The 13,883-nt window shown below is 71.0% G+C and carries 13 protein-coding genes; 7 read left to right on the top strand and 6 right to left on the bottom strand.

Features of this window, described 5'->3' with window-relative positions; translation table 11 throughout:
• Nucleotides 1-62: 62 nt before the first annotated feature.
• From OG514_RS28605 to OG514_RS28580, 6 genes are all read right to left on the bottom strand, one after another.
• Nucleotides 63-1,556 carry a hypothetical protein gene (locus OG514_RS28605; RefSeq protein ID WP_266899710.1) on the bottom strand — a complete coding sequence of 498 codons (1,494 nt, stop codon included), beginning with the start codon at nucleotides 1,554-1,556 and terminating at the stop codon, nucleotides 63-65.
• 29 nt (nucleotides 1,557-1,585) lie between these two features.
• Entirely contained in the window at nucleotides 1,586-3,061 is a 1,476-nt protein-coding gene (locus tag OG514_RS28600; protein WP_266900994.1) for a peptidoglycan DD-metalloendopeptidase family protein, read from the bottom strand.
• A gap of 181 nt (nucleotides 3,062-3,242) precedes the next feature.
• Complete coding sequence (locus OG514_RS28595; RefSeq protein WP_266899708.1) at nucleotides 3,243-4,232, bottom strand: alpha/beta hydrolase family protein; 990 nt, start codon at nucleotides 4,230-4,232, stop codon at nucleotides 3,243-3,245.
• Nucleotides 4,233-4,435: 203 nt separating this feature from the next.
• Nucleotides 4,436-5,053 carry a 4'-phosphopantetheinyl transferase superfamily protein gene (locus OG514_RS28590; protein WP_266899706.1) on the bottom strand — a complete coding sequence of 206 codons (618 nt, stop codon included), beginning with the start codon at nucleotides 5,051-5,053 and terminating at the stop codon, nucleotides 4,436-4,438.
• A 13-nt stretch (nucleotides 5,054-5,066) separates the two neighbouring features.
• Nucleotides 5,067-5,300 (bottom strand): acyl carrier protein, encoded by a 234-nt coding sequence (locus tag OG514_RS28585; protein WP_266899704.1) that lies wholly within the window; start codon nucleotides 5,298-5,300, stop codon nucleotides 5,067-5,069.
• 75 nt (nucleotides 5,301-5,375) lie between these two features.
• On the bottom strand, nucleotides 5,376-6,233 hold the full coding sequence (locus tag OG514_RS28580) for a hypothetical protein (protein WP_266899702.1): 858 nt from the start codon (nucleotides 6,231-6,233) through the stop codon (nucleotides 5,376-5,378).
• A 491-nt stretch (nucleotides 6,234-6,724) separates the two neighbouring features.
• Between OG514_RS28580 and OG514_RS28575 the strand changes: the two genes are divergently transcribed.
• From OG514_RS28575 to OG514_RS28545, 7 genes are all read left to right on the top strand, one after another.
• Nucleotides 6,725-7,828, top strand: a complete 1,104-nt coding sequence (locus OG514_RS28575) for a phytanoyl-CoA dioxygenase family protein (RefSeq protein ID WP_266900993.1) — start codon at nucleotides 6,725-6,727, stop codon at nucleotides 7,826-7,828.
• Nucleotides 7,810-9,144 carry a DUF6271 family protein gene (locus OG514_RS28570; RefSeq protein WP_266899700.1) on the top strand — a complete coding sequence of 445 codons (1,335 nt, stop codon included), beginning with the start codon at nucleotides 7,810-7,812 and terminating at the stop codon, nucleotides 9,142-9,144. The genes OG514_RS28575 and OG514_RS28570 overlap by 19 nt, the downstream gene beginning before the upstream one ends.
• Nucleotides 9,141-11,003: a condensation domain-containing protein gene (locus OG514_RS28565; protein ID WP_266899698.1), complete on the top strand. Its 1,863-nt coding sequence runs from the start codon at nucleotides 9,141-9,143 to the stop codon at nucleotides 11,001-11,003. Before OG514_RS28570 ends, OG514_RS28565 begins: the two co-directional genes overlap by 4 nt.
• 1 nt (nucleotide 11,004) lies before the next feature.
• Nucleotides 11,005-12,285, top strand: a complete 1,281-nt coding sequence (locus OG514_RS28560) for an MFS transporter (RefSeq protein WP_266899696.1) — start codon at nucleotides 11,005-11,007, stop codon at nucleotides 12,283-12,285.
• A gap of 144 nt (nucleotides 12,286-12,429) precedes the next feature.
• Nucleotides 12,430-12,789, top strand: coding sequence for a hypothetical protein (locus OG514_RS28555; RefSeq protein WP_266899694.1), 360 nt, complete (start codon nucleotides 12,430-12,432; stop codon nucleotides 12,787-12,789).
• 311 nt (nucleotides 12,790-13,100) lie between these two features.
• Nucleotides 13,101-13,649 (top strand): type 1 glutamine amidotransferase domain-containing protein, encoded by a 549-nt coding sequence (locus tag OG514_RS28550; protein WP_266900992.1) that lies wholly within the window; start codon nucleotides 13,101-13,103, stop codon nucleotides 13,647-13,649.
• A gap of 24 nt (nucleotides 13,650-13,673) precedes the next feature.
• Nucleotides 13,674-13,862, top strand: a complete 189-nt coding sequence (locus tag OG514_RS28545) for a CsbD family protein (protein WP_266899692.1) — start codon at nucleotides 13,674-13,676, stop codon at nucleotides 13,860-13,862.
• Nucleotides 13,863-13,883 lie beyond the last annotated feature (21 nt).

Raw genomic sequence — 13,883 nt, 5'->3', positions numbered from 1 at the left:
GGCCGCGTCACAGGGGCGCGGCCGGCCACGGGTCGGGCTTTCGGCGGCGGTCGGACGACGGGTCAGTTCATGGGAGGACCAGCGGTGTTGTTCACCCAGCCCCACTCGGACCAGGACGAGAATCCGGTCTGCCACCGGTGGTACGTGCCGGTCGGGTTGGTGCCGAAGACCTCGATGCGGCCGTCCGCGTTGGTGGTCGTGGTGACCTCCGTGCCGCCGGTGCCGAACGTGGCCCAGTCGCCGTACGGCGCGTTGACCCCGGTCTGCCAGGCGTGCATCGCCGTCTCACCGTTCATGGCGAAGACCTCGACACGACCGTCCGGCGTACGCTCACTGCTGAGCTGCGCGTTCGCGGGACCCCCGGTCGGCTCCCACTCCGACCAACTCGTCGGGCTCGTCTGATACTTGTGGAACACACCCACCGGGCCGGACGCGAAGACCTCCAGACGACCATCGGCGTTGTGGTCGACAGTCAGGTCGTGCCCACCGCCCCCGAAGGTGTCCCACTGCGACCAGCCACCGTTCGGGGCCGTCTGATACTGATGCTGGAACGTGCTCCCGTTCATGGCGAACACCTCCAGACGACCGTCCGGAGACTTCTCCATCTCCACCCGACTGTCGGCAGGCCCACCACCAGCGGACTCCCACTCAGACCAACCGCCGTTCGGCGCCGCCTGATACCGATGGAACAACCCGACCGGACCCGAGGCATAGACCTCGATCCGCCCGTCCGCGTTCACACCCGCCGCCACATCACGCCCGCCACCGCCGAAGGTCTCCCAACTCGACCAACCACCCGACGGAGACAACTGATAGCGATGCTGGAACGTGCTCCCGTTCAACGCGAACACCTCCAGACGACCGTCGGCGTTCGGCGCGATCGCGAGTTCCGCGTTGCCCGGACCACCCAGGGACTCCCAAGCCGACCACTCACCGTTCGCCTGGAGCTGCCAGGCGTGGTGCACACCGTCCGCAGCCGCCGCGAACACCTCAAGGCGCCCGTCCGCGCCCCGCGCCGACACCACCCGACCGGACTCCGCCGGGTACACCAGCGGGCCGGGCCCCGGTTCATGGTGCCCGAGGCGGTCCACAGCGGCCTGCGCCTCGTCCATGTGCCGCCAGTGATGGCCCTGGTTGAAGGTGGACCAGGGCGTCCAGTCCGTACCGCCGTTCGAGATCTCGAAGGCCGCGTTCGCGTTGCACTGGGCGTCGTAGGCGCAGGCGTCGTCGACCTCGGGATGCCAGTAGTCGTTGATCTGCCACAGGCCGCGGTCCCTGGAGGGGGGCGTGTTGTTCTGGACGTTGGTCGCCGACGGGTTGCAGCTGGACTCCGCGAGTGCGACGGCGACGGCGGTCACCAGGCCGTCGCCCCTGAAGCCGGCGTCGTAGCCGGTCCGGGCGCAGAGATCACTGGCTGCGGCCTGCGCCGGCGAGGCCCCGACGAGGAGGCCTCCGGCGACGAGCAGCGACGTCAGCAGCGACAGGACGATCCGGTGCGGAGCACCGCGCCGGGACGACGTGGGTCTCGTCGGCGAGGAGCGCTGGACGCTGGTCACCTACTGCCTCCTTCGGATGGCGTGGTGGATCAATTGAGGACAGGGCCCGCGGTGTTGCTGACCCAGGCCCATTCGGACCAGGTGGCGGGACCGGTCTGCCAGCGGTGGAACGTACCGGCGTGACTCGTCCCGAAGACCTCGATGCGGCCGTCCGCGTTGGTGGTCGCGGTGACCTCCGTGCCGCCGGTGCCGAACGTGGCCCAGTCGCCGTACGGCGCGTTGACCCCGGTCTGCCAGGCGTGCATCGCCGTCTCACCGTTCATGGCGAAGACCTCGACACGACCGTCCGGCGTACGCTCACTGCTGAGCTGCGCGTTCGCGGGACCCCCGGTCGGCTCCCACTCCGACCAACTCGTCGGGCTCGTCTGATACTTGTGGAACACACCCACCGGGCCGGACGCGAAGACCTCCAGACGACCATCGGCGTTGTGGTCGACAGTCAGGTCGTGCCCACCGCCCCCGAAGGTGTCCCACTGCGACCAGCCACCGTTCGGGGCCGTCTGATACTGATGCTGGAACGTGCTCCCGTTCATGGCGAACACCTCCAGACGACCGTCCGGAGACTTCTCCATCTCCACCCGACTGTCGGCAGGCCCACCACCAGCGGACTCCCACTTAGACCAACCGCCGTTCGGCGCCGCCTGATACCGATGGAACAACCCGACCGGACCCGAGGCATAGACCTCGATCCGCCCGTCCGCGTTCACACCCGCCGCCACATCACGCCCGCCACCGCCGAAGGTCTCCCAACTCGACCAACCACCCGACGGAGACAACTGATAGCGATGCTGGAACGTGCTCCCGTTCAACGCGAACACCTCCAGACGACCGTCGGCATTGGGGGCGATGGCGAGTTCCGCGTTGCCCGGACCGCCGAGCGACTCCCACGCGGACCAGTTGCCGTTGGACTGCATCTGCCAGGCGTGGTGCACACCGTCGGCAGCCGCGGCGAACACCTCAAGGCGCCCGTCCGCAGACCTCGCGGACACCACCCGGCCCGACTCCGCCGGGTACACCAGCGGCGGCCTGGGCGGCGGCCCGCCGGTACCCGGGACGCACGGCAGGGTGATGCCGCCCTCGGCGAGGTAGAGCTCGGGGTCGATGCCGTACGAGGCGGACGGGTCTCCCCAGATCCGCAGGTGCAGGTGGGAGCCGGACGAGTTGCCCTCGGAGCCCATCAGGGCGATCCGCTGGCCGGCCACGACGTGGTCGCCGGCGGAGACGTCCCGCTGGTACATGTGCCCGTACTCGGAGATCCTCCCGTCGGCGTGCTGAATGCGGATCCACTGGCCGTAGTCGCCGACGTAGCCGGAGATGGTCACTTCGCCGTCGCCCACGGCGTAGATCGGTGTGCCGAGGTCGTCGCCGATGTCCACGCCGTTGTGACCGCTGTGATAGGGCTGGGTGACCACTCCGGTGGTCGGGCAGGCGGCGGCGGAAGTAGCGGTCCGGGCGGCGGCGGGAGTCGTGGCCACCAGGCCCGGCAGAAGTGCGGCGACGACCACCACGAGAACGCAGATCACGGCACGTCGGGACAGCGGTGACAGGCGGGTCGGCAGTGATGAGCGGGGTGGTGGGGACAGGCGGGTCAGTGGGGGCAGTCCGAGAAGCACGGGACGCTCCTCCCCTTGGTCGGCTCGGGGTGGGTGGGATGGTCGCGGTGGCGGCACGAGGAGCGCGCGCGGGTCACGCCTTGCGGAGTCGGCCGATGATGCCGTCGATGTCGCGCTGCATCATGTCGTGGCGGATGAAGTGACCGCCGGGCAGCTCGTACCACTCGTGGGGAATCCCCGCGTTGCCGAGCAGGGAACGGAACTCACGCTGTCCCGCGAGCACTTGGGTCTCGTTCGCGGTGTCGAACCAGTTGATCGGGTCCGGGCTGGTGCCGGCCACGAGGAAGACGCGCTTGTGGCGGTAGCTCTCGATCCGCTGCACCGGGTTGTCGGCGCTGACCCGGGCCTCGTCCCAGAACGGGGCCCCGTAGATCGTGCCGCCGTTCAGGTCGAGGGCGGCGGCCGAGGCATTGGCCCAGTGGCCCACGAGGCCGTTGTCCCTGCGCAGGCTGGCGGGGCCGGAGTGGGCGCTGACCGAGGCGAAGTGGCCGTAGTACTTGGCCGCGTACTTCAGGGCGCCGAAGCCGCCCATCGAGAACCCCGACACCGCGCGGCCGTCGTACTCCGCGAAGGTACGGAAGTTCGCCTCCACCCAGGGGAGCAGCTGGGCGATGTGGAAGTGCTCCCAGTTCCGGGGGCCGACGTTGGAGCTGACGGGGTTGGAGTACCAGCCGGCGTGACCGCCGTCGGGCATGACCACGATGATCGGCTTGCCGGCCGTCCAGGCGCGGATGCCCTCGCGGTCGAAGGTGATGAAGTCCTGGTCCGTGCCGCCGCCGTGGAAGAGGTAGAGGACGGGGTACGTGCGGCCGCTCCAGTGGTAGTCGTCGGGGAGCAGCACGTTCACGGCGGGGTTCCAGCCGATCGCGTCGGTCGCGAAGCGGTAGTACCACATCCGGTGGTCGCTCTCGTTGCGGTCCACGATGCGCAGACCGAAGCCGTCGCCGGCCGCCGAGGCCGCCGAAGCCCCCGCGAGGACGCCTCCGGCGCCCAGGGCCATCGCGGCCGTGAGTCCTCCGGCGGACTTGAGGATGCTTCTGCGGGTGGGGCGCTGCGCGGTCAACGTGACCTCCGGGTGGGGAGCGTGACGAACGTGGTTTCCGGCCGCTTGGAAGTTAGCGACCGGGCCACGGGCCGGAGCACCCGGAACCTTCCGGAGGGACAGGGAGGGGCTCACTGGGGTAGAGGCTGAAGCGGGGGCGCCCGGGCCGAGTGGGCCGGGAGGCGGGGAAGCCTGGGAAGGCCGGGGCAGCCGAGCGGGCCGCATCAGACCGAGAAGATCGCGGTCCTCGTCGTGGAGGCCACCGCCGCGACGGCCCCGCGGTCCCCGTCGGTCCACTCCAGCAGCCTGAGGCCGGCGTCGTGGCCGGCCTTCAGTCGGGCTTCTCCGCGGACCCAGAGGCGGAGCAGCGCCGGGCCGGGGTCGGGGTGGGCGGTGGCCTCGGCGAGTTCCGCTTCGGGCAGCAGACGACGGAGGACGCGCAGGGGGCCCGGTCGGCGCGTCGAGGGCTCGACGTCGATGCCGATCGCGTCCGGGCCGACGGCCGCCGCGACCAGGCCGTCGGCGTGGCTGAGGCTGACGCCCACCCCGGGGCGGTCGCGCAGATACGGGCGTCCGTGGCCGTGCCGACCGCACTCGGGGCACAGTTGGGCGAGGTCCGCCGCGGCCGGCGGCAGGCCGGTGTAGCGGGCGACGCACAGGCGGACGAGGAGTCGCGCCGCCATCACGTCGTCACGGCGGCGCGGGACTCGTATCCCCGCGAGGCGGCTCCGTTCCCAGGACGTCAGCAGGCCCTCGTCAAGGTCCGGACGGGCCAGTACTTCCCGGGTGGTGGCCACCACCGCGAGGGCCGTGTCCCGGGCGGGCCCCGGACCGTCCGTCACCGCCGGCGGGCGGTCAGCCGGCGGCGGCGCTCAGGAAGCGTTCCTGGACGCGGCCGAGGGTGCGGAAGTCGTCGATGGTGACTTCCTGGAGGTCGATGGTGTTCCCGGAGAGTTCCTCCAGGAGGTCGATGAACTCCAGGAAGTCCATCGAGTCGATGAGACGCGCCTCGATGAGGTCCTCGTCGTTGGCGATCGGGCCGTCGAGGCCGGGGTTCTTCTCGTGAAGCCACTCGGCGATGCGTTCCATGGGGAGGGGTCGCTCCTTACTGGTGGTGCGGGGTCACGTGAGGGTGCGGGTGGGTGGGCGTGCCGGGCAGCCGGGTCACCGGCGGGCGTCGTGGAGCCGGTCCAGGGCCCGCTCGGGGCTGCCGTGGGTGAGGATCATGGCGTGGACCCAGCGCTCGATTCCGAAGGCGACGCACGCGCTGTACGCCGGGCCCTGCGTGCCGGCGCGGATGTCCAGCCGTTCGCCGAAGAAGTTGCGGTGCCGGTTCACGGAGGCGATGGCCGTGCCGTCGGGGGCGCAGAACTCGTGCTTGACCGGGTCGAGTGCCATCAGCCGGGCCCGGGAGCCGCCCTTGTCGTAGAACGGGTCGTCGGCCACGGCCCTGTTCAGTTCCAGACCGAGGAGGGCCGCCGCCTCAAGGATGAACTCGGCGCCGCTCTCCAGGTGTTCGAGCGAGCCCTCCTTGGTGCCGAGGTACAGGACCTCGCGCATGTGGAAGCCCCACAGGCGGCGCAGCCCGTCGTAGTGGGTCTCGTTGCGGAAGCAGCGTCCGGCGGCGGAGAGGCGGAGGCCGGCCTCGCCGACGTCACGGCCTTCGAGGGAGAGGAGCAGTCCGTAGCAGGTGGCGGACGGCAGCAGGTAGCCGGTCGGCTGCAGCGGCAGCTCCCCCGGCGTCTCTCCGGCCGCGAGTCCGTCGAGCGCGTCCGGGGCGAACCGCCCTGCGGAGACGCCGAGATGGGGGAAGTTGCGGAAGAAGTCGAGCCGGGACAGGCCGTCCACGGACAGCAGCGGCGGGCCGACGACCTCGGGCGCGGAGAGCCGTGCGGCGAGTCCGGTGAGCAGGTCGTCCAGACCGCGCAGGAGCGCGGTGCGGACCGGGTCCAGCGTGATCAGGCCCGGGCCGGGGCTCTTCAGGCCACCGTCCGGCAGGGCCGTGGTGCTGGGTGTGCTCATGGAAACCGCTCCCTCTGGGCGTGGGTGAACAGTCAAGGGTGTCGGCCGGACGGTCGGAACGAATTCGCTGCGGCGTCGTCGTGGTGCCGCGTGCGCGCTTCTTCGCGTACGCGGGTACGTACGAACGTCCCTGAATGTGGTCGCCGTTGACCGCAGCGCGCAGCAGCGAACAACCGGCTGATGTCCCGTCAGGGACGGGACTGCGCAGGGGGACAGTAAGCCAGCCACGCGACTGTTGTCTAGACCAAAGCAGCCGGGGCGGGGAGTATGTCCGAGTCACATCCGGATCGCGAAGACGTCACAACTCCGCATATTGAGATGACACTTGACAGCGGCTATGGTCTAAACCAATTCTTCTGAACGACGTGGCCACCGACGACGCCCGGCCCCTCGCCCCGCGGGTGCTCCACGAGGGGTTCCTCGCGCTCCGGGCCCGGCCCGCGCTGCCGCCGAGCCGAACCGCCTCCCCCGACTCCCGCTGGAGGGACCGCATGACGACACCCGCACCCCATCGCCCCCGCCGCCGCCCCCATCTCCACCGGGCGGCCTCGGACCTGCCGTACTTCAGCGCGGACGGCGAGTCCTATCTCGCCCAGACCACCCTGAGGGAGCTGAAGAAGTCCCAGCCGCTGCGGGTGCTGTCCGAGGAGGACTTCACCCACTGGCAGACGTACGGCTATGTGATCGTCCGGGAGGCGATCCCCGCGGAGGCGGCGAAGCGCCTCCTCGACTTCACCTGGGACTTCCAGGGCCTCGATCCGGACAGGCCGGAGAGCTGGTACGAGGACCGGCCGTTCCGCTCCGAACTGGACCAGCAGCTGCACGTCTACGGCTTCGTCGAGGCGTACCACCACCAGCTCCTCTGGGACAACCGGCAGGCCCAGCGCGTGTACGACGCCTTCGTGGACGTGTGGGACTGCGAGGAGCTGTGGGTCACCCAGGACCGGCTCAACCTCAACCCGCCCAACGTCGGGAACCGTGACCGCGCCCTGATCGAACCCACCGACCGCGGCTTCGACATCGAGCTCCACTGGGACATCGACACCACGCTCGGGGTCCCGCCGCAGCGGGTGCAGGGGATCATCGCGCTCAACGACACCCGGCCGGAATCAGGCGGTTTCCAGTGCAACCCGGAGCTGTTCCGCAGGTTCGAGGAATGGAAGATCGACCAGCCGGCCGACCGTGACCCCCTCCGCCCCGCCGTGGACCGCACCGAGTACCCCGTCGTACGCCCCGACCTGCACCCCGGTGACCTGCTGATCTGGAACGGCCTCCTCGCCCACGGCGTGGCGCGCAACGTCTCCCGGGACCAGGTGCGGGCGGTCCAGTACCTGTCGATGATGCCGGCCCTTGAGGAGCACGACCGCCTGAAGCGCTCCCGCGTCGACTCCTGGCGCCACCTGCGGACCCCTCGCTGGAACCGCACGCTGGTCGGGGACCCCGTACGCCACGAGTCCGAGCGGTACCCCACGGCCGACCTGAACGAACTCGGCAGCCGACTGCTCGGACTCACCTCGTGGAAGGACCGGGGCAGCGCCGAGGGGTCGGACGTCCCCGGCCAGGGCGGGGAGCCGACGTGCGCCGTGTCTGTCTGACCCTCCCCACCAACCGGTCCTGCGCCGACACCATCCGGGCCGTGGCCGAGGAGGCCGCGTACGGTGCCCGCCGGTTCGGCGTCGAGGTACGTCTCCTCGTCCTGGACTCCTCCGACGCGACGGTGCTCGCCGCACACCGGAAGGCGGTGGCCTCGCTGCCCGCGGTCCCCGGCGTGACCGTGCACCACCTCGACGAGGACGAGCAGCGGACCTTGCTGCGGGACGTGATCGCCCGGTCCGGCGTCGCCGAGCCCGACCGTGTGCTCGCTCTGATGCTGCCGGACCGGGTCTCCTACGGAGCGTGCACCAACCGTGCCTTCCTCATCGCGGAGGCACTCGGCTGCACGTCGGTCCACCGCCGGGACTCGGACAGCCGCTACCAGTACCTGGACGGCGAACCGGTCTTCCCGCTCCACCACGAACTGTCGACGCTGGGGCTGCGGGCCGCCGACGTGGCCGGTCTGGTGTCCCGCAGCAGGCTCGACCCCGCGTACGCGGACCGGCCGGTGGCCCTGGTCGGCGGCTCCTTCGTCGGCGAGATGTCCGTGGACGTCGAGGAGATCCGCCGCCTCGATCCCGTCGTCTACGAGGACGTCGTCGGCCTGTCGATCCCGGACGGCTACCCCGAGATCTGGCGCAGGAACCTGATCGCGGAGTCCTTCCGGGGCGCCGGGACCGCCGCGTACACCGGGGACCGGACCACGCTCATGAGCGTCAGCCCGATGCGCGTGGACATGTGCAACATCGCCTTCGACCGCGAGGTGTACGGCCGGGTTCCCCTGCCGCCCGCCACCGACACCATCGGCAGTGACTACTTCCTCATCCACCTGGTCCAGGACGCCGGGCTGCCAGGGGTCCTCCACAACCGGCACATCGTCAACTTCCATACAGGCGAACGCCGTTCCGAGGCCGGATTCCTCGCCTACCAGGTGCGCTTCGCCAAGTTCCTCCTCTCCGCGCCCCACTTCAACGCCGTGTACGCCGCGATGAAGGAGGCCGGTGACGCGCTGCTGGACACCGGGGGTCACATCCGGGCGTCCGCCGTCGCCGGGTTCGTCAGGGACGGCACCGCCGTCGACCGGTCGGAGAACGCCGACCGGCTCGCCGTCCTCGACCGCTCGTACCGCACGCTCGGCGGCCGCTACACCACGGCCGCCGACGCCCTGGCCTCCCTCCGTGAGCAGCTCCTCGACGAGGCCCGGCAGGACATGGAGGAGTTCGCCCTCCTGACCGAGGCCTGGGAGGCCTTGACCCGCGCGAGCCGGCCGCACTCCCGCCCCGAGCCGCTTCACGAGTCCGCGAGAGGCACCGCATGAGCCCGCACCGTCACCGCCCCCCGGACAGCACGCACACGCTGACGGTCGCCTACGCGGGCGGCGAGGAGCGCCGGGGCCCCGTCACCATGGGGCAGGCCAACATGATCCGCTGCATGCTGCGGGACGAGCCCGAGCACATCAACATCCACGACGTGTGGCCGGTGCCCGAAGGCACCCGCACGGAGGCGGCGCTCGACGCCCTGCGTGCGCTCGCGGTACGGCACGAAGCACTGCGTACGACCTTCCCGCATGCCCCCGGCAGCGCTTCCGGCAAGGCTTCCGGAAGCGCCCCCGGAAGCCCTCCCCGAGAACAAGTGGTCGCGACCGAGGGGGTGTTCACGGTCACGGTCCTCGACCACGAGGAGCTGCCCGGAGACGCCGCGGGGTACGCCGAGTCGCTGGCCCGCAGGGCCCGCGCCGAACGCTTCCACCTGGACCGGGACTTCCCCCTCCGCATCTCCCTCGTCGCCGTGTCCGGGGCACCCGTCTTCGTGGCCATGGCGGCGAGCCACGCCGTGGCCGACGTCAGCGCCCTCGCGGTCCTCAAGGAGGAGTGGCTGACCCTGCTCGCCGGTGGCACGCTCCCCCCGCCGACGTCCCTCACCCCGCTCGACCTCGCCACCGAGGAGGCGGCCCCAGCCGGGCTCCGCAAGTCCGAGGCCTCACTGCGGTACTGGGAGCGGATCATCCGCACCGGGCCCCAGGCCATGTTCGCGGAACCGGGCGCCGAGGGTACCGAGGTGCGGGCACCGCAGCTCACCCTCCGGTCCCGGCGGGCGGCACGTGCGCTCGCGCTCGTGGCCGAACGCACCGGCGCCATGCCGTCCACCGTGCTCCTGACCGTGTGGTGCGTACTCGTCGCCCACCGTACGGAGCAGACCACGTGCGTGGCCGCCGCCCCCACCGCCAACCGCTACCACTCCCGGCTCGCCCGTTCGGTGAACACCCTGTCCCAGGACGCGCTGCTCTCCCTCGACGTCCGGGTGCCGACCTTCGACGCACTGCTCAAGAAGGCCTGGGGGGCCGCGCTCAACGCGTACCGGCACAGCCAGTTCGACGCGGTCCGCCTCTGGGACATGATCGGGGAGGCCACCTTCGAGCGCGGCAGCCGGTTCGCGCGCGATGTCGTCTTCAACGACGTCAGCACCCTGCCCGCGACCGTCGCCTCGGTCACGTCCGCGAGCGAGGAGAAGTCGTCGGACGCGGAACCGGAGAGGGGCACGGGCCCGGAGCCTGAAGGGGCCGCCGTCCCGCGACCGGAGGGGGCCGACAGCCCCGGACTGGAACTGACGTGGGGCCCGGAGCAAGTGCTGCCGACCCGCGTCCTGACCTTCGTCTACGCGACGGAGCCGCTGATCCATCTGAGCACGTGGGTGGATCCCGCGCTGTTCAAGCGGGACGAGGCGGAGGGCTTCCTCACCGGGCTGGTACGGCTCCTGGAGGCGGCCGCCACGGACGACGTACCCCTCGCTTCGCTCACCGCGGTGACCGGCGTACGTCCGGTCGAGCGCGGGCCGCGATGGTGCCGGGTGGACGGCTGCTGGACCTCGCCGCCGCTCGTGGCGGAGACGCTGAGCGAGGCGCTGAAGGGCCTGCCCGTCCACGTCACCGTGGACGCGCCGAACGAGAGCGTGCCGCAGGAGCGCGCCCTGACGGCGTACATCGCCGCCGGTGACACCCCGCTGACACCGGCAGAGGCCCACACCGCACTCATGGACGCGCTCCCCGGCCGCCCCGGGGTACTGGCACCGCGCCGGTACGTGATCGTCCAGGACCCGCCGGCGGAGGCGGACCGGAGCAGCGCCTGGCTCCGGCAGGAGATTCTCAGGGAAGGGACCGGCCGGGACCGGCGGATGTGACATGACGATGGATGAGGTAACCGCGCAGCAGGAGCAGGGCTCTCCCCCCAGCCCGTGGCGGTCGAGTCGCTTCCGGCTGTTCTTCACGGCCCGCAGCACCTCGCTGCTGGCCGACGGCATGCTGATGGTGTCGCTCACGACCGCCGTCCTCGGCGCGGGCTACGGGGCTGCGGGGGTGGGGTACGCGCTGGCCGCGTGGATGGCGCCGATCGTGCTGCTCGTGCTGTTCGGCGGCGTGCTCGCCGACCGGTTCACCCCGCAGGTGATGATGGTCGGCGCCGATGTGGTGCGCATGGTGGCCATGCTCGTGCTCGCGGTACTGCTGATCGCCACGGACATACGACTCTGGCAGATCATGGCGCTGTTGGCGCTCAGCGGCGCCGCGACCGCGATGTTCCAACCGGGTCTGGCGAGCCTGGTCCCCCAGGTCGCCGAGGACATCCAGCGGGCCAACGCGCTGCTGCGGATCTCCGAGGCGATCTGCACCCTGCTGGGTCCGGGCGTCGCCGGTCTCCTCGTGGCCTACTGGGACGTGGCGGGCTCCTTCGTGGTCATCGCGGCGGCGTACGCGCTGAGCGCGCTCGGCCTCGCGCCGCTGCGCAAGCTGAGCACCGCCAAGGACGAGAGCGACGACCCGATGTGGCAGCGGCTGGCCACGGGATGGCACGAGTTCCGGTCGCGTTCCTGGCTGTGGGGGGTCATCGCCGTATGGGCGGTGTACGGCCTCTTCGTCTTCGGCCCGGCCCTGCCGCTGGGCGCGGCACTGCTCACCGAACAGCACGGTGCCGGCGGCTACGGCTGGATCGCCTCGGCCGACGGCGCCGGAACCATCATCGGCGGCCTGCTCGGCATGCGGGTCCGCCCGCGCCGCCCGCTCGTCGCGGGGGCCTGCGCGATGTTCTTCTTCGCCCTCAACCCCCTGGCACCGGCCCTCGGTTGGTCGTTCACGGTGACCGCGCTGACCGGGGTCGTGGCGGGTTGCGGCTTCGCGTTCTGGGGCGTCATGTGGGCGACGAGCGTGCAGTCCCACATTCCCCTCGCGGTCCTGAGCCGTGTCTCGGCCTACGACGTGGCCGGTTCCATCATGGTCATCCCCCTGGGGCGAGCCCTGGCCGGCCCGGCGGCGGACGCCTTCGGCGCGGACCGGGTGCTGCTGTTCTCCTCGGTCATGGGCATCGCCCTGATCGGCGTCATGCTCGCCCTACCCGCGATCCGTGCGCTGGGACGCTCACCGAAGGAGGAGTCGCCGAAGGAGACACCTGTGGTGGTCGCGGACGCCTAGTCGCTGTCCTGTGGGTCACGCATGAACGGGAACAATCGTGCGCGGGGATTCCCGGGCGCGGGCGAGTCGGGGAACATGGTCCGGTACTCAGTCCGCGTGCCACCTGGACGTGACCGTGACCGGACCGCTCGACGGGAGTTCGTCATGCACGATCCCAAGCTCACCCACCAGGAACGGATGATCCTCGAAGGCATCGAAGAGGGCCTTCGAGGCGATGAATCCCTCAACCGCCGGCTGCGTACGCTCGGTCTCGCGCACGCACGGCGGCACGAGGGTGCGGGAGGCGCCTGGGGCGCGGTCCTGCGGAACCGGCTGGGCTGGTGCACCATCGTCCTCGGCATCGCCTGCGTGGCCCTGTTCGGCCTCGCCGCCGCGTCCTCTTCGCCCGCACCGATCTGGTGCTTCGCCGCTGTGTGGGTGGTCACCGCGGTATGTCTGATACGGCTCCTGCAGCGCGCGGTCGAACGCCGCAGGAACGTATCGGCACGACGGGGAACGGACTGACTCGCTCACTCCGCGACATCACTCCTCGGCCTCGACCGGCGATCCTCAGCGACGCCTCCGAGCCGTCGACGCCCACGACCACGCGGGGCGCCCTCTCGCTGATGTTCATGACCAGGCCCCTTCCCGCTTGGCTCATCGCCGAGCCGGCAGCCCCGTCCTCCTGCTCGGCCACCCGGCACGGCGTGTCCTGGGCATGGCACAGCCGGGTGGGACCGGGCCCGTCGCATGAACCACGGCGACGGGGGCAGCAGCCGGGAGAAGGCCCGGCACCGTGCCGGGCGCCGAGGAGCGACGACGTGACACTCGACGGAATGAGCGTTCTCGTCCTCACCACGAACTACGGGACTGAGCAGGACGAGCTGAACAGGCCGGTCGCGGTGCTGCGCGGGGCGGGCGCCCGCGTGACGGTCGCCGCCCAGCGGCACGAACCCGTCCACACCCTCGTGTCGGACCGGCGGCCGGGCGCCGACGTCATGCCGGACACGACCCTCGCCGATGTCGGCGACGCGGAGGAGTACGACGCCGTCGTCGTGCCGGGCGGCACGGTGAACGCCGACCGGCTGCGCACCGACGACCGGGCGCGGCATCTGCTGGCGGCCTTCGCCGCCGCCGGCAAGCCCGTCGCGGCGATCTGTCACGGCCCCTGGCTCCTGGTGGACAGCGGTCTGGCCCGGGGTCGTGAGCTCACCTCCTATCCGTCGCTCCGCCCGGACCTGGAGAACGCGGGCGCCGGTTGGGTGGACCGGGAGGTCGTCGTCGACACCTCCGGCGGCCATCCGCTGATCACCTCCCGCAGGCCTCGCGACCTCGACGCCTTCTCGACGGCGATCGTCCGCACCCTGGAGGGCCGGGCCGGCTGAGCACCACGAGAGAGGAACCCGATCATGCGCAAGAGCACCGTGGGGAAGGTCAAGGGCGAGATCAAGGAGGCCACGGGCAAGGCGACCGGCGACTCACGCCTGGAGTGGGAGGGAAAGGCCGACCGGATGGCGGCCGCGGCCCGCGAGGGGATCGAGAAGGTGCACCGGAGCGCGCAGAGGGCGCAGGACGAGATGAAGCGACGCACTTCGTGAGCGACCGGAAGGTGGTCGGTA

The sequence above is a fragment of the Streptomyces sp. NBC_00572 genome (assembly GCF_026341815.1).
Classification (GTDB): Bacteria; Actinomycetota; Actinomycetes; order Streptomycetales; family Streptomycetaceae; genus Streptomyces.
The sequence above is the reverse complement of the archived record's forward strand: the minus strand, read 5'-3'. Positions and strand labels throughout refer to the sequence as shown.

What these genes read in the sequence shown, in the direction of transcription:
- OG514_RS28555 (WP_266899694.1), top strand. Translation starts at nt 12,430, where the DNA reads ATGCACGATCCCAAGCTCACCCACCAGGAACGGATGATCCTCGAAGGC.
- OG514_RS28560 (WP_266899696.1), top strand. Translation starts at nt 11,005, where the DNA reads ATGACGATGGATGAGGTAACCGCGCAGCAGGAGCAGGGCTCTCCCCCC.
- OG514_RS28585 (WP_266899704.1), bottom strand. Translation starts at nt 5,300, where the DNA reads ATGGAACGCATCGCCGAGTGGCTTCACGAGAAGAACCCCGGCCTCGAC.
- OG514_RS28575 (WP_266900993.1), top strand. Translation starts at nt 6,725, where the DNA reads ATGACGACACCCGCACCCCATCGCCCCCGCCGCCGCCCCCATCTCCAC.
- OG514_RS28545 (WP_266899692.1), top strand. Translation starts at nt 13,674, where the DNA reads ATGCGCAAGAGCACCGTGGGGAAGGTCAAGGGCGAGATCAAGGAGGCC.
- OG514_RS28565 (WP_266899698.1), top strand. Translation starts at nt 9,141, where the DNA reads ATGAGCCCGCACCGTCACCGCCCCCCGGACAGCACGCACACGCTGACG.
- OG514_RS28550 (WP_266900992.1), top strand. Translation starts at nt 13,101, where the DNA reads ATGAGCGTTCTCGTCCTCACCACGAACTACGGGACTGAGCAGGACGAG.
- OG514_RS28580 (WP_266899702.1), bottom strand. Translation starts at nt 6,233, where the DNA reads ATGAGCACACCCAGCACCACGGCCCTGCCGGACGGTGGCCTGAAGAGC.